This window comes from Allobosea sp. P4_E12, assembly GCF_056401655.1.
The window spans coordinates 54781-73659 of record NZ_JBFUIY010000029.1 but is presented as its reverse complement, the minus strand read 5'-3'; the positions used below and the strand labels follow the sequence as shown (position 1 = coordinate 73659).

At 64.5% G+C, this 18879-nt stretch carries 16 protein-coding genes; 8 read left to right on the top strand and 8 right to left on the bottom strand.

Going from position 1 to position 18879, the window contains the following annotated elements; genetic code table 11:
* The first annotated feature begins 3 nt into the window (after positions 1–3).
* Positions 4–1779 (top strand): MOSC domain-containing protein, encoded by a 1776-nt coding sequence (locus tag AC1DW9_RS27955; RefSeq protein ID WP_476776436.1) that lies wholly within the window; start codon positions 4–6, stop codon positions 1777–1779.
* A gap of 211 nt (positions 1780–1990) precedes the next feature.
* Here the strand turns inward: AC1DW9_RS27955 and AC1DW9_RS27950 are convergent, their stop codons facing one another.
* The 7 genes from AC1DW9_RS27950 to AC1DW9_RS27920 all read right to left on the bottom strand — a co-directional run bounded on the left by AC1DW9_RS27950 (position 1991) and on the right by AC1DW9_RS27920 (position 12316).
* Complete coding sequence (locus AC1DW9_RS27950; protein ID WP_476776435.1) at positions 1991–4030, bottom strand: ATP-dependent metallopeptidase FtsH/Yme1/Tma family protein; 2040 nt, start codon at positions 4028–4030, stop codon at positions 1991–1993.
* A 197-nt stretch (positions 4031–4227) separates the two neighbouring features.
* Complete coding sequence (locus AC1DW9_RS27945; RefSeq protein ID WP_441493794.1) at positions 4228–5100, bottom strand: flagellar motor protein MotB; 873 nt, start codon at positions 5098–5100, stop codon at positions 4228–4230.
* 22 nt (positions 5101–5122) lie between these two features.
* The gene (gene motA / locus AC1DW9_RS27940) at positions 5123–6187 is read right to left on the bottom strand and encodes a flagellar motor stator protein MotA (protein ID WP_476776434.1); all 1065 of its coding nucleotides are present in this window, start codon (positions 6185–6187) and stop codon (positions 5123–5125) included.
* Between the two features lie 249 nt (positions 6188–6436).
* Entirely contained in the window at positions 6437–6610 is a 174-nt protein-coding gene (locus AC1DW9_RS27935) for a hypothetical protein (RefSeq protein WP_476776469.1), read from the bottom strand.
* 216 nt (positions 6611–6826) lie between these two features.
* Positions 6827–8506, bottom strand: a complete 1680-nt coding sequence (locus AC1DW9_RS27930) for an FMN-binding glutamate synthase family protein (protein ID WP_476776465.1) — start codon at positions 8504–8506, stop codon at positions 6827–6829.
* 554 nt (positions 8507–9060) lie between these two features.
* Positions 9061–10122 carry a methyltransferase gene (locus AC1DW9_RS27925; protein ID WP_476776433.1) on the bottom strand — a complete coding sequence of 354 codons (1062 nt, stop codon included), beginning with the start codon at positions 10120–10122 and terminating at the stop codon, positions 9061–9063.
* A 343-nt stretch (positions 10123–10465) separates the two neighbouring features.
* Positions 10466–12316, bottom strand: coding sequence for an ABC transporter ATP-binding protein (locus AC1DW9_RS27920; protein WP_476776432.1), 1851 nt, complete (start codon positions 12314–12316; stop codon positions 10466–10468).
* A gap of 41 nt (positions 12317–12357) precedes the next feature.
* Between AC1DW9_RS27920 and AC1DW9_RS27915 the strand changes: the two genes are divergently transcribed.
* The 7 genes from AC1DW9_RS27915 to AC1DW9_RS27885 all read left to right on the top strand — a co-directional run bounded on the left by AC1DW9_RS27915 (position 12358) and on the right by AC1DW9_RS27885 (position 17251).
* Positions 12358–12738 (top strand): hypothetical protein, encoded by a 381-nt coding sequence (locus AC1DW9_RS27915; protein ID WP_476776431.1) that lies wholly within the window; start codon positions 12358–12360, stop codon positions 12736–12738.
* A 17-nt stretch (positions 12739–12755) separates the two neighbouring features.
* Complete coding sequence (locus tag AC1DW9_RS27910; protein WP_441507172.1) at positions 12756–13211, top strand: ester cyclase; 456 nt, start codon at positions 12756–12758, stop codon at positions 13209–13211.
* Between the two features lie 268 nt (positions 13212–13479).
* Positions 13480–14589, top strand: a complete 1110-nt coding sequence (gene ada, locus AC1DW9_RS27905; RefSeq protein ID WP_476776464.1) for a bifunctional DNA-binding transcriptional regulator/O6-methylguanine-DNA methyltransferase Ada — start codon at positions 13480–13482, stop codon at positions 14587–14589.
* 43 nt (positions 14590–14632) lie between these two features.
* Positions 14633–15274: a DNA-3-methyladenine glycosylase family protein gene (locus AC1DW9_RS27900; RefSeq protein ID WP_441507171.1), complete on the top strand. Its 642-nt coding sequence runs from the start codon at positions 14633–14635 to the stop codon at positions 15272–15274.
* A 7-nt stretch (positions 15275–15281) separates the two neighbouring features.
* Positions 15282–15932 carry a DNA oxidative demethylase AlkB gene (gene alkB / locus AC1DW9_RS27895; RefSeq protein ID WP_476776430.1) on the top strand — a complete coding sequence of 217 codons (651 nt, stop codon included), beginning with the start codon at positions 15282–15284 and terminating at the stop codon, positions 15930–15932.
* A gap of 150 nt (positions 15933–16082) precedes the next feature.
* Positions 16083–16334 carry a hypothetical protein gene (locus tag AC1DW9_RS27890; RefSeq protein WP_441507169.1) on the top strand — a complete coding sequence of 84 codons (252 nt, stop codon included), beginning with the start codon at positions 16083–16085 and terminating at the stop codon, positions 16332–16334.
* Positions 16335–16864: 530 nt separating this feature from the next.
* Positions 16865–17251, top strand: a complete 387-nt coding sequence (locus AC1DW9_RS27885; RefSeq protein ID WP_441507168.1) for a DUF6157 family protein — start codon at positions 16865–16867, stop codon at positions 17249–17251.
* A gap of 169 nt (positions 17252–17420) precedes the next feature.
* Here AC1DW9_RS27885 and AC1DW9_RS27880 read toward each other — a convergent pair whose 3' ends face one another.
* A complete protein-coding gene (locus AC1DW9_RS27880) occupies positions 17421–18080 on the bottom strand; it encodes a methyltransferase family protein (RefSeq protein ID WP_476833035.1) in 660 nt (219 codons plus the stop codon).
* Between the last annotated feature and the right edge of the window lie 799 nt (positions 18081–18879).

Here is an 18879-nt window from a genome sequence, read left to right as displayed (position 1 = left end):
GTGATGGCTCGCTTGCTTTCGCTCAATGTGGGCCTGCCACGCGACATTCCGTGGCGGGGCAAGACCGTCCGCACCGCCGTCTGGAAAAGTCCGGTTCAGGGCCCGTGCGCGGTACGCCGGCTCAACATCGATGGGGATGGGCAAGGAGACCTTGCCGGGCACGGCGGCGAGCACCGGGCCGTCTTGGTCTATCAATTGGACTCCTATCGCTTCTGGCAAGGTGAGCTGGGCCGCGACGACTTCTCCTATGGACAGTTCGGAGAAAATTTCACGGTCGATGGCTTGCCGGACGGTGAGGTCTGCATTGGCGACCGTTACAGGATCGGCAGCGCCCTGTTCGAAGTGACGCAGCCGCGCGTCACTTGCTACCGGGTCGGTCTTCGCATGAACGAGCCGCAAATGGCCGCGCTGCTGGTGGCGCGTGGCAGGCCCGGTTTCTATCTGCGTGTTCTGGAGGAAGGCCAGGTCGAAGCGGGCGATGAGATCGTCCAGGTCGCAATCGGCGCCGAGCGGATCACCGTCGCCGAGATCGATGCGCTGCTCTATAGGCCCGGTCACCCCAGCAGCCAGATCGAGCGCGCGCTACGCATCCCCGCCCTGAGCGCAGGCTGGCGCCGATCCTTCCAGGCGCTGCTCGCGCAAGAGCAGAGCAGCAGTGCGACGACGGGAAATGCCGGGCTCGCTCCGGTGTCAGGGCCGCCTCCGGCATGGGCGGGTTTCCGCCCGATGCGGGTGTCGCGCAAGATTCGCGAGAGCGACGGCGTCATCTCGCTGGCGCTCGAGCCCGTGGATGAACAGCCCCTCACGGCTGCCCTTCCCGGTCAGTTTGTCGTGCTGCGCCTGAGGCCGGCCCCGATCGCGCCGGCGCTGATGCGCAGCTACTCCTTGTCGGGTGAACCCAGCGACCGCTGCTATCGCGTCAGCGTAAAGCGGGAACCGCACGGCGTGGCGGGCACCTATATCGACGAAGCGGTGCAGATTGGCGACGTGCTGGACGTGAGCGCGCCGCGAGGCAACTTCACTCTTCGGTTGGACAATAGCCCCGTCGTCCTCCTGAGTGCAGGGGTGGGGGCGACTCCTGTCCTGTCGATGCTCCACGCATTGGCGGCCGAAGCATCGCCGCGGGACGTCTGGTGGCTGCACGGGGCCCGCCGCGGCCGTGAGCACCCTTTTGCTCAGGAGACCCGAACCCTGCTCGAAGCCCTGGCCCACGGCCACCGCCACATACGCTACAGCGCACCCGATCCCGAGGACCGGCCGGGCGCGGATTTCGATGCTTATGGACGTTTGGACATGGGGGTGCTTCGGGATCTGGACGTCCCGCGCAATGCCGACTTCTTCATCTGCGGGCCAGCGGCCTTCATGAGCGACCTGACCGCAGGCCTTGCGACCTGGGCCATCGCTGAAGACCGTATCCATACTGAGCTGTTCGGCGCAGGTCCGTCGAATACCCCGGGGATCGCCGCCTCGCCGCGGCGGCCGCCGCACCAGCCTCCGCACCTGCCTCCTGGGCCTTCCGCCGCGGGGCCGATGGTTTCGTTCGCCCGGAGTGGCTTGAGCGTGCCTTGGGGGCCGGCGTTTCAGAGCCTCCTCGAGCTTGCCGAAGCCTGCGACATCCCCACGCGGTGGTCTTGCCGCACGGGGGTCTGCCACTCCTGTGAAACCGGGCTCGTGGCTGGAAAAGTCGCCTACCGGCCCGAGCCGATCGATCCACCAGCCGGCGTCAATGTGCTGATCTGCTGTTCCCAGCCTCTGGGCGACGTCGTCGTCGACCTGTGACGGACCTGAGTATCCGCTGTCCGATCCTGGCCGGACGGCAAAGATTGGGTGTTCGCCACCAGGGCAACCGGCAGTCGGCAGTCGGCAGTCGGGACGAACGGGATTTCCCGGGCCGCGCGCAATCAGGGCGCGCGGCGCGACGACCATGCTGGATCATCTGTGATTGCATGCTTTGCCCCGAAAACCGCAATCCACTTTTCGGGCCGATGCTTCAGGCAGCCTGGCTTGTGCTCAAACTGGCCATCTCGATGGTGTCTTTGACGATCTGTCTGATCTCGTCGCCGGAGAGCGTGTCCTGCTCCCGGAAACGCGCGGAGAGTGCATCCAGGGCAGGCTCATGGGCGCGCAGCAGCGTGAGAGCCGCCGCGTAGCATTCGCGCAGCAGTTCTTCGACTTCGTCATCGACGCGCTGCTTTGAATTCTCCGAGATCGGTCGGGCCGAAAACGCGCTGCCGCCGTCGACACGGCTGGCCATCGTCGAGCCCATGCCAAAGCGGGTGATCATATCACGGGCTATCTTGGTCGCCTCGTGGATGTCCGCGGCAGCCCCGCTCGTGATGGCGTCATCGCCAAACTTGATTTCCTCGGCAGCCCGGCCCGCCATCGTGACGATCAGTTCGGCCTTCAGCTTCGACTTGCGGAGCAGCACACGGTCCTTCAGCGGCAGCATGGCGATATGCCCAAGCGAGCGTCCGCGGGGAGCCACGGTGCCTTTGTGGATCGGGTCGCATTCCGGCTGCAGGACGTTGGCCAATGCGTGCCCTGCTTCATGCACGATGATCGTTTCCATCTCGCCCGGATCGATCATCAGGCCGTGGCGCTGGTCGCCGCCGAGCAGTTTGGCGTCACGCGCGTCCTCGAAATCCGCCATCCTGACCTGATGGTCGCCGCGCTTGCCGGCACGCAATGCAGCCTCATTCACCAGGGTCGCCAGATCGGCTCCCGAGAAACCGGGTGTTCCGCGTGCGACCGTCGCGAAATCGACGTCTGCGGCGATCTCGACGTCGCGCGCCGAAACCAAAAGGATCCGCTCACGGGCCATCTGGTCGGGTGCCGGCACAGTGATGTGCAGATCAAAGCGCCCGGCCCTCACCAGCGCCGGGTCGAGAACATCAATGCGGTTGGTCGCGCCAATGATGACGATGCCCGCGGAGGACCCGAGCCCGTCAAGCTGCGTCAGCAGCTCGTTGAGCGTGTTGGCGGAATCGTTTTCCACCGAGCTCGAGCCATCGGAGCGCCGCTTTCCCACCGAGTCGATCTCGTCGATGAAGAGAATGCAGGGAGCGCGTTTGCGCAGCTGTTTGAAGATCGATCGCACGCGAGCGGCGCCGACACCGGCAAACATCTCCTGGAAAGCAGAGCCGGAGACCGAAAGAAAGGGAACGCCGGCCTCGCCCGCCACCGCCTTGGCCAGGAGAGTCTTGCCGTTGCCTGGATCACCTTCGAGCAGAACCCCGCTCCTTGCCCGAGCACCAACGGCTTCGAACTTCGACGGGTCCTTCAGATAAGCCACGATGTCCCGGAGAGCCTGCTTGCCCTCGTCAGCTCCCGCGACGTGATCGAACCGGGTGAACGATTTTGGGTCGCCAGGTTTGATGAACTCACCGATCTTCGACTTGCTGCGGACAGTGCGGAGCAACCAGACGGCCATTCCGACGATCAGGGCCAGCACCAGGACTTGCGCCACCAGCCCGAAAATTCCCAATGACAGGCTGAGCGCACTGACCTCGGGACTGCCGAATTCCACGTCCGTGCCGCTCTTTGCCAGATCTATCGCCCAGGCCTGAGACACCGGCGTCCGAATGACGGCCGAGCGCCCATCCATCGTCGTTACCCGCGCCTGGCGATCATCGAGGAGCCGGACGCTCTTCAGCTGACCAGCCTCGGCGAGCTTCAGCGTCTCGGCAAACGAGATCTCGGCCGGTCGATGGTCGGGGGCCGCCGATGCGAGCACCGGCGTGCCCAGCATGAGCGCGAGGGTGAGGACGCGGAGAAGATGAAGCATGTGAGCCCGGACTTTGAATCGACCCTGACGAGCGTCGCACGCCTCGGGAAAGAGTAAACAACTCGTTAATTTTATCCTTAAGATTGGGGCTCGGAGATGGCCGAGCCTCTCCCCGAGCTTCGGACAGTGCCTGAAGCGACGCGTCCTCGTCAGCGCAATGCCGCAAATGGACCAGGCGCCTGCGACTTCGGTCGGGGTCGGGCTGGCAGGTCGGTGGGCAGGCCTGGGCCGGCCCTTTGCCGGCATCCAGGGAGTCTACTTTCGGGCAGTCTGGCTGGCGCGCTCGGCAATAGGCAAAGGTGGCCCTTTGCTGACGTCCACAACGTCAGCCAAGGGCGTCTCGGTTGTGAGCCAATCCACGTCGCAATTGTCAGCCTCTTACGGCGTGTCAGCGACTGAGCTCAATCTCAACCGGACTCTCAGGCGGCCGAGGCGCCTTGTCGTCAGCGAAAGACGTTCGGGGGCAGCGGCGGCTCCGCACTGAGCAGCGTGATCGTCACCCGTTGGTTCGGCGCGATGTAGGGATTGTCGGGGAAGACCGGCTCGGTGTCGGCGCGTCCCACCACGGAAGCGAAGCGGTCGTTGGGGAGCCCGGCACCCGACAGGATCCCGCGCACGGCGAGCGCGCGCCCGGCGGAGAGGCTCCAGGAATCGACGGCCCGCACCGAGCCCGGGCGCGCGGCGGCCGTGTGGCCCGTGACAGACAGTTGGTTGGGCAGTCCGCGCAGGGTGGGCGCGAGCGCCACCAGCACGCGACGGGTGCGCTCGTGGGGGTCGACCGAGCCCTCGGGGAACATGGACCGGCCGAGCTCGTCCGCGAGGGAAACGTTCAAGCCCTCCTTGGTCGGCTCGATCACGATGTTGCGCGACAGCTCGGCTATTTCGGGCATGTTCTGGAGCGCCTGCCGGAGGCTGGCTACGGCGCTGTGCTGGGCCTGCGCGCCGGCGGCCGGGCGGCTGACTTCGCGGTCGCTGGCGCGGCCCGAGCTGGTCCGGCGCGCTCCGTCCTCCTGCTCCGTGATGCCCCTCGCCGCGTCGCGGGGCGCCGACGACCTGTTGCCCGACTTGTCCAGGGCGGTACCCATCAGGACGCCGCCAGCGCCACTGGTGCTCGCACTCACAGCCCCCGGCGTGAAGTATTCCGCCAGGCCGATCTTCTGCTCCTGCGTCGTCATGCTGATCAGCCACATCAGCAGAAAGAACGCCATCATGGCGGTCACGAAGTCCGCATAGGCGATCTTCCAGGCCCCGCCATGGTGCGCATGAGCGGCCTTCTTGACCTTCTTGATGATAATCGGCTGGGCGGGCTTGGCCATCGAGTCCCTACTGGAGATTGGGTCAGATGTTGGCGGGCAGATCGGCGGTTGCCGCTTCCACTTCGCTAAAGGTCGGGCGGACGTCGCTCATCAGAGCCTTGCGAGCAAATTCTACCGCCATCACCGGCGGCTGGCCGCTGATATGGGCGAGGAGGCCCGCCTTGAGTGAAAGGTAGTACTTGGATTCCGCCTCGAAGATGCTCCTGAGCGACTGCGCCATGGGCCCGAAGAAGCCGTAGGCGACGAAGACGCCGAAGAAGGTGCCTACGAGCGCGCCGCCGATCAGATGTCCCAGCACCTCCGGCGGCTCGGTGATCGACCCCATCGTCTTGATCACGCCGAGAACGGCGGCGACGATGCCGAGCGCTGGTGTCCCGTCGGCGATCGACTGCATGGCCGCAACGATGCGCTCCTGCTCCTGGTGGTGCGTTTCCAGTTCCTCGTCCATGAGAGCGTCCATCTCGTGGACGTTGTCGGCACCCATCGTCAACATGCGCATGTAGTCGCAGACGAACTCGACCGCATGATGGTTCGCTGCAAAAGTCGGGAAGGCGTTGAACAGCGTCGACTCGCTCGGATCTTCAATGTGCTGCTCGACCGCGAGCAGGCCCTTCTGCTTCGCAAGCTTGTACAAGGAATACTGCATCGCCAGCAGTTCGACATAGGCTTCCGGCTTGTACTTGGAGCCCTTCATGAGCGTGCCGAACATGGCGGGCACGGCCTTGAGCACCGGCGCGGTGTTGCCGATGATGAAGGCACCGACCGCTGCACCGAGGATGATAACAAATTCGAACGGCTGCCAAAGGACGAGGAGTTTGCCGCCCATCGCCGCATAGCCGCCGAAGACGCAGACTAGGACGATGATTGTGCCGACGATCAGCCGCATAGATCTGCTTCCCTGCGCCGCAGCAGGTGCAGCCTGCGCTAATTCACTACTAGTCCAGCGAATTGACCGATCGAGGTTAAGGGCGAGTTTACAGCCATTCGCCCGCAGGTTTGTAAGCGTCGTGCTCCGGCTACGGCTTGAGGCTTGGGGCGGCAGGGTAGGCCCAGGGGAGAAAATCGGGCTGCAATGAGTCTCCGCCAATCCTGGTGATCGGCGTCCAAAAGGGGACCGTTTCCCGGGATCATCCACGCTACGCCGCTTTGCTGTGGCGCGGCGAGGCCGAGGATGACGCGCGTGGCCTCGACGAACGAGCCGGACTGGTCCAGCTCAGCCGCTTCCATCTCTGCACCTCGTTCTCACTGGCGACCGGCATGAGCCCGCATGAATGGCTGACGACGCTGAGGATGCGCTGCGCTTGCGAGTTGCTGGAACGGGCCGATAGGCCGGTGATCACCATAGCGGGCGCGAAGAAAAGTCATAGGCCTCCGCGACAGCAGGCGGCTCCCGGCCGTGGAAGCCGATCATCGTCTCGCTGAACAGCCAGGCCTCGTCCGGATGCCGGCCGAGATAGTCGAAGACCGGCACGCCCCGCGCCTTCTCGAACACCGTCCTGCCGCTCTGCAAGGAATAGGCGATGTCGTCGAAGGCCCCCGCGAACCAGGGGCTGCCGGCGGTAAGGATGGTGGCCCGCGCCGAACCGGGCGCGCCCGTCTTCAGCGCCTCCCCCAGCGTCCGGACCGACCCCGCACGGAATGACCACCAGCCGGGGTCCGAGACGTCGCGTCTGGCAGCATTTGTCGCTGGTCATCCCCTGGTCGCACAAGCGGCACGTCGTGGCGATTATGCGACGCCCACCATCGCCCTCGCGGTCCGACGCGTTTGGAACGGACCATGTGGAATCTCCGGCGGAGCAAAACTGTCGGAACTGGCGCGATCCCAGCGGCTGTACCAATCGGCGAGCTCCGGAAACTCGTTTCCGCCCAGCAGAAATCCCTCCGGCAAATAGGGGAAGGCCTCGTTGCCATCGAGGAACTCGTTGTCCTTCTGTCTGAACATGAAGTGATAGGGCATGAAGTCGCTGGGATGGCTGAGGCCCGCCGCACCCGCGATTTCGCCGAGCGCGTGCATGGTGTTGCGATGAAAGCGCGCGACGCGGTCGCTCTTGTCGCCGACATCTATCGCGCTCTGGCGGCGCTGGTCCTGTGTCGCGATACCGACTGGGCAGCGATTGGTGTGGCAAGACTGGGCCTGGATGCAGCCGATTGCGAACATGAAGCCGCGCGCCGCGTTGCACCAGTCCGCCCCGAGCGCGAGCGTGCGGGCGATGTCGAAGGCTGACACGATCTTGCCAGCCGCCCCGATCCTGACCTGATCGCGGATGCCGGCGCCCCGCAGCGTGTTGTGGACGAAGGTCAGCCCTTCCAGCATCGGCATGCCGACGCGGTTGGCGAATTCGACGGGAGCGGCGCCAGTGCCACCCTCCGCGCCGTCCACGACAATGAAATCGGGTACGATGCCGGTGTTGAGCATGGCCTTGACCATACTCATGAATTCGCGGCGATGGCCGATACAAAGCTTGAGGCCGACCGGCTTGCCGCCGGAAAGCTCGCGCAGTTCACCGACGAATTGCATCAGCCCCGTCGGGGTGGAAAAGGTGCTGTGGGCCACAGGCGATATGCAGTCTACGCCCATCGCAATGCCTCGCGCCTCGGCGATCTCGGGTGAGATCTTGGAAGCTGGCAGCATGCCGCCATGACCCGGTTTGGCGCCTTGGCTGAGTTTGATTTCGATCATCTTGATCTGCGGATCAGCAGCCAGTTCCGCAAAACGTTCGGGAGAGAAGCTGCCATCTTCGTTGCGGCAGCCGAAATAGCCCGACGCCACTTGGTAAATCAGGTCCCCGCCGCCTTGCCGATGATAGCGGCTGATGCTGCCTTCGCCGGTGTCATGTGCGAAGCCGCCCTTCCTCGCGCCATTGTTGAGCGCCAGAATGGCGTTGGCGGAGAGCGAGCCGAAACTCATGGCCGAGATGTTGTAGATGCTGGCCTCGTAGGGATGCCTGCAGGCAGGTCCGCCGATCCGGACGCGAAAATCGGTGTCGACAATGGCCGTCGGCGCGGCCGAATGGGTCAACCACGCATAGCCGGAACCGTAGACGTTCTCAGAGGTGCCAAAAGGCAGCTTGTCCTCGTCGCCCTTGGCGCGCCGGTAGACCAGTGCGCGGTCCTGCCGGCTGAACGGAACTTCGTCATGGTCGCTTTCGATGATGTATTGCCGGATTTCCGGCCGGATGCTTTCCATCAGAAAGCGCAGATGCCCGATCACTGGATAGTTGCGCAGAATCGAATGCTTGTGCTGGCGCATATCATGAACGCCCAGAAGGACCAGCGCGCCCGCAACCACCGCCGGGACAAGCAGCCACCCGCTATAGGCAAGCCCCCCGGCAAGCGAGGCGACAAGAGCGAGCATGGCAAGGACAAATACCGCATAGCGTTGATTCAGCAGAGCATTTTTTAGCATGATGTCCTGACGCAATGCGTGGTCGGTGTACGTTGAACGCGGGAAATTCGGGGTTTCCTGAAGAGACGGCGGCAAACGGCGCCGTCCTCTTCTTCGAGACCGAATCTGGACGATCTCATCCAGAATATAGCCCTCCTGATCGACCGCGCGCCACACAGCTTGGCTCTGCCACGCGGGCAGGATTCGGCAGGTCTATGAACAGCGTCCCGAGAGTTTCGCTGCGAAGGTCAAGAACACCCTCCGCCTGGTTCAGTTGGCGTAGAGTTTGACGAAGCGTACTGCGTGCCGACGGGCCGAGCGCGTGTTGGGATGCCGCGAGGTGTGACGATGCGCCACGGACGTCAGCTTCCTGGCAAGGCCCCAACGTCCGGACCTGGCGCAATTCTGATGCAGCGCCAAGCGCTACGGACGGACGAGGCTTTCCGTGCCGCGCTGCCGCTGTGGGGTGACACCGGCCGTAACCATCGGCTGGTTCTCGAAGCGCACCGTCTTCCGGACCGGCCGGACCGAAGCCATGACGATCAAAGGCGCTCACCAATCAAGCGCATCCCTGATTACGCCCCCTGCACCGCTTCGACGATGCTCACGTCGGAGCTGGTGGGGATCACCCGCGTCAGGCGGAAGCCGGCCTTGGCGAGGAGCTGGCGGTATTCCTCCTCCGTTCGCTCCTGGCCGCCGGGCAGCACCAGCATCACCATGTCGAGCACCTTGCCGGGATGGGGCGTGTCGCCGGCGGGCAGCACCATCTCCACCAGCAGCAGCCGTCCGTCGGGCTGCATGGCCTTGCGGACATGGCGCAGGATGGTGAGGCACTGCTCCTCGCTCCAGTCGTGGATGACGTGGGACAGCACATAAGCGTCGCCGCCGGTGGGGACCGTCTCGAAGAAGTTGCCTGGCTCGATCGCCACGCGCGCCTGCACGCCCCGTTCCGCCAGCAGGGCCGGCGCGTCGGCCACCACATGGGGCCGGTCGAACAGGATGCCGCGCGGCCCCTCGTGCCGCGCCAGGATCGCCGCGATCAGGTTGCCGGTGGCGCCGCCGACGTCGACGACGGTGCCGAAGGCCGAAAAGTCATAGGCCTCCGCGACAGCGGGCGGCTCCCGGCCGTGGAAGCCGACCATCGTCTCGCTGAAGAGCGAGGCCTCGTCCGGATGCTGGCCGAGATAGTCGAAGACCGGCACGCCCTGCGCCTTCTCGAACGCGGTCCTGCCGGTCTGCAAGGAATAGGCGATGTCGTCGAAGGCCCCCGCGAACCAGGGGCTGCCGGCGGTGAGGATGGTGGCCCGCGCCGAACCGGGCGCGCCCGTCTTCAGCGCCTCCCCCAGCGCCGTCAGGGCAAAGCGCTGGCCGGCCTGCTCGGCAAGCAGGCCCAGGCTGGCGAGGCAGCGCATGAAGCGATGGAGCGAGGGCGCATGGAGCCGCAGCGGGCCGGCCAGCTCCTCGGCACTGCGAGGGCCGGTGGCCAGGTGGTCGGCGAGGTCCAGCCTCGCGGCTGCGTAGACCAGACGCGAGACCCAGGCGGCCGTCGCCATCTGGATCAGCGTGACATGCGGGGGAGGCTCCTGCGCTGCCGCGGGAGGCGCAAGGGTCGATGCGGCGTGGGGCGTGTCGTCCATGGTGCTCTCCCGAGAGGCCGAGGATGGACTGGTGGCGCAACACTGAAGCATCGGCCCGAAATGTGGATTGCGGTCTTCGGGGCAGAGCCGATGCAAGCACAAAAAATGAGATCATCGGATCGGATGCGATGTCCGATCGAATAATCCAGGATATCACGGCCGGCCAATGCCGGCACGACATTGATGAGGTTGAACCATGCCTTCGGGGAGGCAGACGGGTTCGCGATCTGCTGCGGTTCCAGCGCGGTGGGAACGACGGGGGCGCATCATCGGCGGCCTTGAGCTCGCAATCGGCCTCGCTGCCTCGATGACGAGAGCCGCCGAATGAGTGTGCTCGACGACCTTACGGCGTCCGAGAACCCTGCGGGCGTGGCGGCACGATGAAGCCTCCAGATTGATGCGCCCAGAGGTCGGCGTAGAGCCCGCCGCGATCGAGCAATTGCGCATGGGAGCCCTGCTCGGCAATGCGCCCGCCATCCATGACCACAAGGCGGTCCATGAGTTGCAGCGTCGAGAGGCGATGCGCGATCGCGATGACGGTCTTCCCGCGCATCAGATCCGCGAGCGCATCCTGGATCGCGGCCTCGACCTGCGAGTCGAGCGATGACGTCGCCTCGTCAAGCAGGAGAATCGGGGCGTCCTTCAGGATCACCCGCGCGATCGCGATGCGCTGGCGCTGCCCGCCGGAGAGCTTGACGCCGCGCTCGCCGACGAAGGCCTCGTATCCATGGCGCCCCTTGCCGTCCACCAGCGTCTCGATGAAGCCGTCCGCCTGCGCCTTCCGGGCCGCGTCACGCATCATCCACTCATCGGCATCCTGGCGGGCGTAAAGGATGTTCTCGCCGATCGAGCGATGCAACAGCGACGAATCCTGAGCCACCAGCGCGAGCCGTGCGCGCAGCGACTCCTCGGTGACGCAGGCGATATCCTGGCCGTCGATCAGAATTCGGCCCGATTGCGGCTCATAGAAGCGGAGCAGCAGATTGACGAGCGTGGACTTGCCCGCGCCCGAGCGCCCGACCAGACCGACCTTTTCGCCGGCGCCAACGGTCAAGGATAGCCCCTCCACCACGCGGTGCGGCTTCATGTAGTGAAAATGCAGATCCTCGAAACGGATCTCGCCATGGGGAGCCTCGAGCGGACGCGCGTCAGGCTTGTCGAGCTGGCTCAGCGGCTGCGCGATCGTCTTCATGCCTTCCTGCACGATGCCGATATTCTCGAAAATGCCCGCAATTTCGAACGCCACCCAACCCGACATGGCGATGATCTGGGTTGTCAGAAGAAGGGCGGTCGTCAGCGTGCCCGCGTCGACCCGGCCCTCGGAGAAAAGCCAGACGCCGATCCCGCCAGTCGTCACCAGCAGGATCGCGTTGAGGCAGACCAGGCAGAAGACATAGACGGTATTGAGCCGTTGCTGGCGGGCGAAAGCAGCCTGGAAGCGCAGGAAGCCGTCGCGCACATAGGTGTCATCATCGGTCCGGCGCCCGAACAGCTTGACCGTCATGATGTTGGTGAACGTGTCGACGACCTTGCCGGCGATGGCGGAGCGCGTCTCCGAAGTCTCGCGCGACCGGACCTGCACCTTCGGCAACGTGTAGGCGAGGAGTGCACCGTAGAGCAGAAACCAGACCAACATCGGCGCGGCGAGGCGAATGTCCTGCGTGCCGAGAAGACCGATCGCGGTCGCGCCGAAAACCAGGATCTGCCAGACCGCGCGCACGAAGGAGACGATACTCTCGCGCAGCGGCCGGGCCGTCTGCATGACCCGGCTGGCCAACCGCCCGGCGAAGTCGTCATGAAAGAAAGAGAGCGGCTGGCGCACGACGTGCCAGTAATTCTGCCAGTGCACCAGCGTCGTGAAAGAGACGGCGATCGAGTGGTTTACGAGCAGGCGAAACAGGATCGTGCCCAGCGGCCGGGCGACGAGCACGATCGCCGCCATGACCAGAAGAAGCTGGCCGGCAGCGTCGAAAACGCGCTCGCGTGGGACCGATGACAGGATCGAGACGAGGCGCCCGATCAGATAAGGCACCACGGCCTCAAGGACGGCGAGCACAAAGCCGACCACGAACAGCGCTGCGAACAGGCCCTTCGCCTGGCGGACGAAGTGCCAATAGAACGTTCGCAGTCCGCTGGGGGGCTCGCCCGGAGGCGATGCTGTCGAATCAACAAGTGAATCGAAGAAGCTGAACATCGTTCCTTATGATTGCTGCGGCGCCGCCCTTGCAACCTCGAATGGTCGCCGTCAAAGCGCTCGGATCTGCCAAGCCAGTCTCGCTACAGCCGATGCGGTCTTGCGATGAAGCGGGACATGGCTTGCGCGACTCTCACCGCGACATCGCCTTGATCCGGGAGGCAAAGACCCACCTCCCCCTCGGCTTGGCCATGATCGATGCGCTGGATCTTGTAGACGAACTGCGGATCGACCAACTCGCCGTACCGAGCCCCGTTCGGGGGCGTGATCTCATCGCGCAATGGCCGCGGCCAGCAAGGCTTCGAACGAGGCTCATTCCGTTGTTTGGATTCGACGTCATGAATCGGAGTTTTGTCCCGATCCGCCCCCCGTATCCCTTTGCTCAGGTCGACGAACGACATCGCTGGCCGAAAGAACGCTGATGGAAGGATGTTTTCCTATGAGCAAAGCAGATGACAACAAGGCCGTCGTCGGCCGTTGGTTCACCGAATTCTGGGGCAAGGACGTCAATCTTGCTGTGATCGATGAGATCGCGGCGCCCGATATGCTCCTGAAGTATTCGCTGCACGAGCCTCGCCGCGGCCGCGCCGACATCAAGGCCTTCATGACCGACTTCCGGGCGGCGTTTCCGGACCTCAACTTCTGGGGCACCGCCGACCTGATCGCCGAGGGCGACTATGTCGTCGGCCAGTGGGAAGGCGGCGGCACGCATACGGGGGCGGCCTTCGACGATTTCCTGGTCGGCTATGAGGCCCTTCCCGCCGCCACCGGCCGCAAGATGCATTTCACCGGCACGACGGTCCTGAAGGTGGTGGACGGCAAGATCGTCGAGGAGATCGGCCTGGACGACGGGCTCACCGCCATGACGCAGCTCGGCCTCGTCACGGCTGCCTGATCCCGATCGTGCCGAGCCTGCGGGCGGCGCGGCCTGTCATCGGCACCACCACCGAGAGGCCTGCACATGATTGTGCGGGCCTCTTTGTGCCGGGCCTGGCCCGCTCGCGGTTTTCTTGGCGATCTCGGATTTCTTGGCGCTCGCGGATGGGCGCGGCGCATCCATTGCAGAAATCGGGTGGGAGACATCCGATTTGAAAGCAAGGATCGGAGTGTCGCGAACGTCGATCAGGTGCACGGTCGGGCCAGGATGTTCCGAGATGACAACAATGACCATCTTCGCAAAGCTCACGCCCAGGCACAGCGCCAGGCAAAGCGCATTTCCCCTCACGGTCGCGGACGACCCGCGCTGGGCGCGCATCGTCGCTCGCGACAAGACCGCTGACGGGCAGCTCTGGTACAGCGTCTCGACGACAGGAGTGTATTGCCGCCCGTCTTGCCCATCGCGGACGGCCAATCCGAATAACGTCACGCTTCACGAGACGCTGGAGCGCGCGCGAGCGACGGGTTTTCGCCCCTGCAAGCGCTGCAACCCCGACGGAGTGTCGTCAGAGGCCGGGAACGCCACCCTGGTCGCCAAGGCTTGTCGGATCATCGAGGATAGCGAGGAGGAACCGTCGCTGGAGGCTCTTTCCCTCGCGGTTGGGCGCAGTCCCGGTTATTTCCACCGCATCTTCAAGGCGACGACCGGCCTGACCCCGAAGGATTATGCTGCGGCAGATCGCTCCAGGAAGGTCCGCGAGGGTCTCCGCGCCGGCCATAGCGTGACCGAGGCGATCTATGACGCGGGCTTCAATTCAAGCGGCCGCTTCTACGAGAAGTCGACCGGGATGCTCGGCATGACCCCGTCACGATTTCGCGCCGGCGGAGCCAATGAGGAGATCAGGTTCGCCATCGGGCAGACGTCGCTTGGGGCGCTTCTGGTCGCGTCGAGCAAGAAGGGCGTCGCCTCGATCCTGCTCGGCGACGATCCCGATGAACTCCTCCGGGATCTTCAGGACAGGTTTCCCAGGGCCCGCCTGATCGGTGCGGATCGCGAATACGAGGCGTTGATCTCTCGCGTCGTCGGGTTCGTCGAGAATCCCGGCCTCGGCCTCGATCTTCCGCTCGATGTCCGCGGCACCGCATTCCAGCGTCGCGTCTGGCGGGCCCTGCAGGAGATTCCGGTCGGAGCGAGGGTGTCCTATTCAGAGATCGCTCGCCGCATCGGATCACCGAACTCGGTGCGCGCCGTGGCTGGCGCATGCGCAGCGAACACCCTGGCTGTAGCGATCCCCTGCCATCGTGTCGTGCGCAATGACGGAGCGCTCTCGGGCTATGCCTGGGGTGTCGAGCGCAAGCGAACCCTTCTCGATCGCGAGGCTGCCCGGACGGCGTAAGCCTGCGGCCGCCCCGCCGAATGCCTGACAAGATTGGTCCTCGATGAATTTCTTTGCGCGCTACGATGACTCGGTCGTCTTCCTGACGAAGCTCGACGAGGACTGGGCCAGGCTAATTGCCCGGGTTGGCCCATGCCGGCACGATCCCAAGGCCGCCCGCGAGCCCTATGAAGCGCTGGTGCGCGCCATCGCCTATCAGCAGCTGACGGCCAAAGCCGGGGACGCGATCATCGGCCGCCTCAAGGCGCTCTTTGATGGCCAGGCCTTTCCGAACCCTGAGGATCTCATTGCGGCGGAATTCGATGCACTGCGAGCCTGCGGCTTCTCCGCCAGCAAGATCGCAACCATCAAGGCCATTGCGGAAGGCGCGACGACGGGCGTGATCCCTGCGCGCGATATCGCAATCCAGATGGACGACGAAGATATCATCGCCCGCATGATTGCCATCAAGGGCGTCGGCCGTTGGACGGTCGAGATGCTGCTGATGTACTCGCTGGAGCGTATGGACATCCTTCCGGCAGACGATTTCGGGGTTCGCGAAGGCTACCGCGCGCTGAAATCGCTTGATGAGCAGCCCAAGCCCAGGGCATTGCGCGAGATCTCGAAGGCCTGGGCGCCCCATCGCACGGTCGCCTCCTGGTATCTCTGGCGAATGCCGCGCGAGCGCGGAAACACGTTGAAATAGGCCCGTCATGCTCGATTTGTTTGAAACGCTCGATACGCAGGAACCATCGACCGAGATCATGGCCGACGGCGCGATGCTGCTGCGTGGCGCCGCGCTGCCCTTCGAGGCGGACTTGCTCAGCGCCCTGGCTGATATCACCGAACAGGCCCCCTTCCGGCACATGGTCACGCCCGGGGGCTTCGTCATGTCCGTGGCCATGACCAATTGCGGGGCGGCTGGATGGGTCACGGACCGGACCGGCTATCGCTATGATCGCAACGATCCCGAGACCGGGCGCCCGTGGCCACCCATGCCGGATTGCTTCCTCAAGCTCGCGATCACGGCCGCCGCACGCGCCGGTTATCCTGATTTTCGACCTGATGCCTGCCTGATCAATCGCTACGAGCCAGGCGCCCGGCTTTCTCTTCATCAGGACAGGAACGAGCGCGATTTCGCCAATCCGATCGTCTCGGTCTCGCTCGGCTTGCCCGCGACATTCCAGTTCGGCGGCCTGAAGCGAAACGACCCGGTGAAGAAATATGCGCTTCGGCACGGCGATGTCGCCGTGTGGGGCGGACCATCTCGCCTGTTCTATCACGGTGTTCCCGAGCTGAAGGATGGCGTTCACGGAACCGTCGGGCGCATGCGTATCAATCTGACGTTCCGCGGCGCGTTGTAGCGCGATCCTGGATTTCCGTTGCCGGCCATGATCGGCGTGATGCCGGGATAGCCTTGTGAGCCACTGGATGATCATTCGACGGGTCGATCTGTAGCCGTCAGGTTGCTGCAGCCTGGCGCGCTCGGGGACCGATACGAGGACGTTTTCGCGATGTTTTCGAGCGGCGGTTTCAACGCCAGAACGAGCCGGCGCAGACTCCCTGGGACGGAGGACGCGATTGGCGCGCTCGTCGCGCTTGCGAAGGACGACCCGGACAAGGCGCTTGTCATGAGCCATATCGGCCAACTCGTGGCCGGCGGGTTCGCAGTCTGGGAGTTGCTCGAAACCGGGGAGGTCGAGGTCCGCTTCCCCTCCGGGGAAACCTATCTTCTGGCCGAGACCACGATCCTCAGACTCGCCTGACCAGCTGCGTCCGCGGACGCCCGGTGCGAGACCCTTCCTGCATCCCGTGGCCAGGCGCATCACGCCGCTCGGCCTCTTCCTCCATCACGCAAGTGAAGCAGCCGTTCCGGCGATCGCGCGCCTGAAGGCGCCAGCGCGCCAAACGAGCAGCGGAGTCATCCGCGGCGCCACCGCTTTGCCTCCGCGGGCTATTCCGCGCAGGCACGGGTCGCCGCCTATGCCCCCACCGATTGCGGCCCACCAGACTATTCGTTCAGAAAATCACTAAACGCTATGCGTGCCTGAGATGAATGATCGTAAGGGTCGGGTTGCTGAGCCGCCTCTCTGCGCATCCTCCTGAGAGGCTGGTGTGGTGGCAGGCTACCCATTAGCAGACGTTCCGAAGGTCGAGGGCGGATGGCCGAAAGGGGACTGAACGGCGACAGGCGGACCAAAGCAGCTACGACAGCGCTATGCCGATCTGCCCCATGACGGGAAAGCGTGACTGTGAAACAGTCTGCACAGACGTTGCGCCTGCCCAGAGAGCTTTGATGAGCCATTCCACCAACTACCGCACCACGCTGATCACCGTGGCGGCGGATTGCGCGGCCCTGCTGAGCGCGCCTCCGGCAAAGCCAGGCACAGTCGCTGGGATGCAGTACGAGATGCTGGCAGCGCGGCCCTATCAACTGACTTCAGACGAACTTCTGCGGGCGGTCGAGCAAGCGCGCAAAGGAGCGGATGCTGCGGCGCGGCTATTCGACAAGCCGCAAGCCTGTTTGCGCGCCTCGCCACTGGTGAAGCAATACGGTTTCGGTCTGCATCATGATGCCGAGGCGCGCGTGGCGCTCGTGCCGGTGGAAAGCGATGAATACGCACGCCTGTTGGCCGATCCTGAGGTTAAAAAGCGGCCGGGAATGCGGTCATCTCGCAATTAGCGGACCGTTCCCGCTGTTCCCGATCATCGCAATCCAAATACCGGACAATGTGCATGGCTATGCCGCTCATCATCGTCGGTTTCAGCTTCCCTGCCTGCGCCCGGGGCTGGGAAGAGGACGTGGCTCATCTCGGTTCCGATAGTGCTGAGCTGCCGGGTGAGGAGCACGCTCACCAAATGCCCGGAACGAGCCGCCATCGGACCCGCGCGGCGTAGTCCGAATAGCCTGCAAGCTCGGCCTGGAGAATGCGATCCTCCGTAATGGCGCGATAGAGCAGGAATGGCAGGCTGAAGATCACGATGAGCGCAGCCGCGAGCCACGATCCCAGTGCGGGTCCGCTTGCCACCATGATCAGAATCCCGGCGCTGTATCCGGGATGGCGGAGGAAGGCGTAGGGTCCCGTGGTGACGACGTGGTGACCACGCTCGGTCTGGATGCGAATGACCGAGGAGAAGAACCGGTTCACGCGCATGGCCCAGAGTGCCAGGGCGTAGCCGGCGCCGACCGTGAACAGGCACATGCCCTGCAGCCAGCCGGGCACGTTGTCGCTCCAATGGAAACGACCACGGTCGAGCCCGGCAACGATCCAATGCAGGAACAGGATGAGCGAGAACGCTCTCAACGCGGGCGGCGGCTTGTTGCCGCCCGGCCGCATGCGTTCGCGCAGCAGGTCCGGATCGAGCACTGCGAACGAAACGATCATGACGATGGCGAGGATTGCCAGATACGTCCAAAAGCCGGGGATGGCGACCGTGCCGGCGCTTGCGAACAACGCGGTGGCCGCAGCCACCACGAACAGGCCTGCCTGCAGGTAAGCCGAGATTGGCATCGGCCATTTTACCATTTCAGAGGGCGCGAAGTGAACGCATGGCCCGACAGCCACCAAGCCCCCTCCTCCCGCCGGACCGCCCCCGCCGTCCCGGTGCGTCTCTTCGTGCTGCGCAAAATACTCCTTCGCGCAGCGCACCGACGAGGTGTCGGCTTCGGGTCTCAGCCGACCTTCCGAGCCGGCGGAATGGCTCATGTCCCGTCAATCCCGCCGCTGGGCAAGATCGCCGGCGCCGAAACTCTGCCGTGTTCTGGGTTGGGTTCTGCCCGGCATTATTGTCTACGCGACCCTTTCGGGCATCGAGCACCGCCGGGCTCTCCCCGGGGCTGCTGTGTCTGCTTAAGCAATTGCTCGTTCGCGTCGCCGCGACGACCGCATAGAGAGACTGATGGTTTCGTCGATCTATTCGGCTCCCGGAGGGTGTAGGTGCTCGTCGCAGATCGCCTCGGTCTCCCGCTCGAACCGCGCTTTCCTCACCGGAACAGCCATCGCTTCCGCCGCCCATAGCGGTCGACATGGTCGGGCACTTCGTGGACAAGCGGTGACCCGCGGCCCGACGACGGGATCAGGATTATCGGCGGCCAGCGCTCGCGAACCGCGTGGATCAGCTTCAAGCTATCCATCGATCCGGGCATCTCTATATCGCAGAAGACGATGCGGATGTCGGGGCGGGCTTTGCCCGGCTCTGCGCGAGGATGGCGCAACCTCTGGCTAGATCGCGGAACATGCCTGTCTGCTCAACGTTCGCAGCGGCGCGGCTACAACAAGTCCGCCTGGCCGAGGGCTTTTCGGTGGCTGC

Bases quoted from the DNA above. Each gene is read 5' to 3' on its own strand.
- AC1DW9_RS27885 (WP_441507168.1), top strand. From the start codon at position 16,865: ATGAGCCATTCCACCAACTACCGCACCACGCTGATCACCGTGGCGGCG.
- AC1DW9_RS27880 (WP_476833035.1), bottom strand. From the start codon at position 18,080: ATGCCAATCTCGGCTTACCTGCAGGCAGGCCTGTTCGTGGTGGCTGCG.
- AC1DW9_RS27900 (WP_441507171.1), top strand. From the start codon at position 14,633: ATGAATTTCTTTGCGCGCTACGATGACTCGGTCGTCTTCCTGACGAAG.
- AC1DW9_RS27890 (WP_441507169.1), top strand. From the start codon at position 16,083: ATGTTTTCGAGCGGCGGTTTCAACGCCAGAACGAGCCGGCGCAGACTC.
- AC1DW9_RS27910 (WP_441507172.1), top strand. From the start codon at position 12,756: ATGAGCAAAGCAGATGACAACAAGGCCGTCGTCGGCCGTTGGTTCACC.
- ada (WP_476776464.1), top strand. From the start codon at position 13,480: ATGACCATCTTCGCAAAGCTCACGCCCAGGCACAGCGCCAGGCAAAGC.
- AC1DW9_RS27955 (WP_476776436.1), top strand. From the start codon at position 4: ATGGCTCGCTTGCTTTCGCTCAATGTGGGCCTGCCACGCGACATTCCG.
- AC1DW9_RS27945 (WP_441493794.1), bottom strand. From the start codon at position 5,100: ATGGCCAAGCCCGCCCAGCCGATTATCATCAAGAAGGTCAAGAAGGCC.
- alkB (WP_476776430.1), top strand. From the start codon at position 15,282: ATGCTCGATTTGTTTGAAACGCTCGATACGCAGGAACCATCGACCGAG.
- AC1DW9_RS27915 (WP_476776431.1), top strand. From the start codon at position 12,358: ATGGTCGCCGTCAAAGCGCTCGGATCTGCCAAGCCAGTCTCGCTACAG.
- AC1DW9_RS27925 (WP_476776433.1), bottom strand. From the start codon at position 10,122: ATGGACGACACGCCCCACGCCGCATCGACCCTTGCGCCTCCCGCGGCA.
- AC1DW9_RS27930 (WP_476776465.1), bottom strand. From the start codon at position 8,506: ATGCTAAAAAATGCTCTGCTGAATCAACGCTATGCGGTATTTGTCCTT.
- AC1DW9_RS27950 (WP_476776435.1), bottom strand. From the start codon at position 4,030: ATGCCGGCAAAGGGCCGGCCCAGGCCTGCCCACCGACCTGCCAGCCCG.
- AC1DW9_RS27920 (WP_476776432.1), bottom strand. From the start codon at position 12,316: ATGTTCAGCTTCTTCGATTCACTTGTTGATTCGACAGCATCGCCTCCG.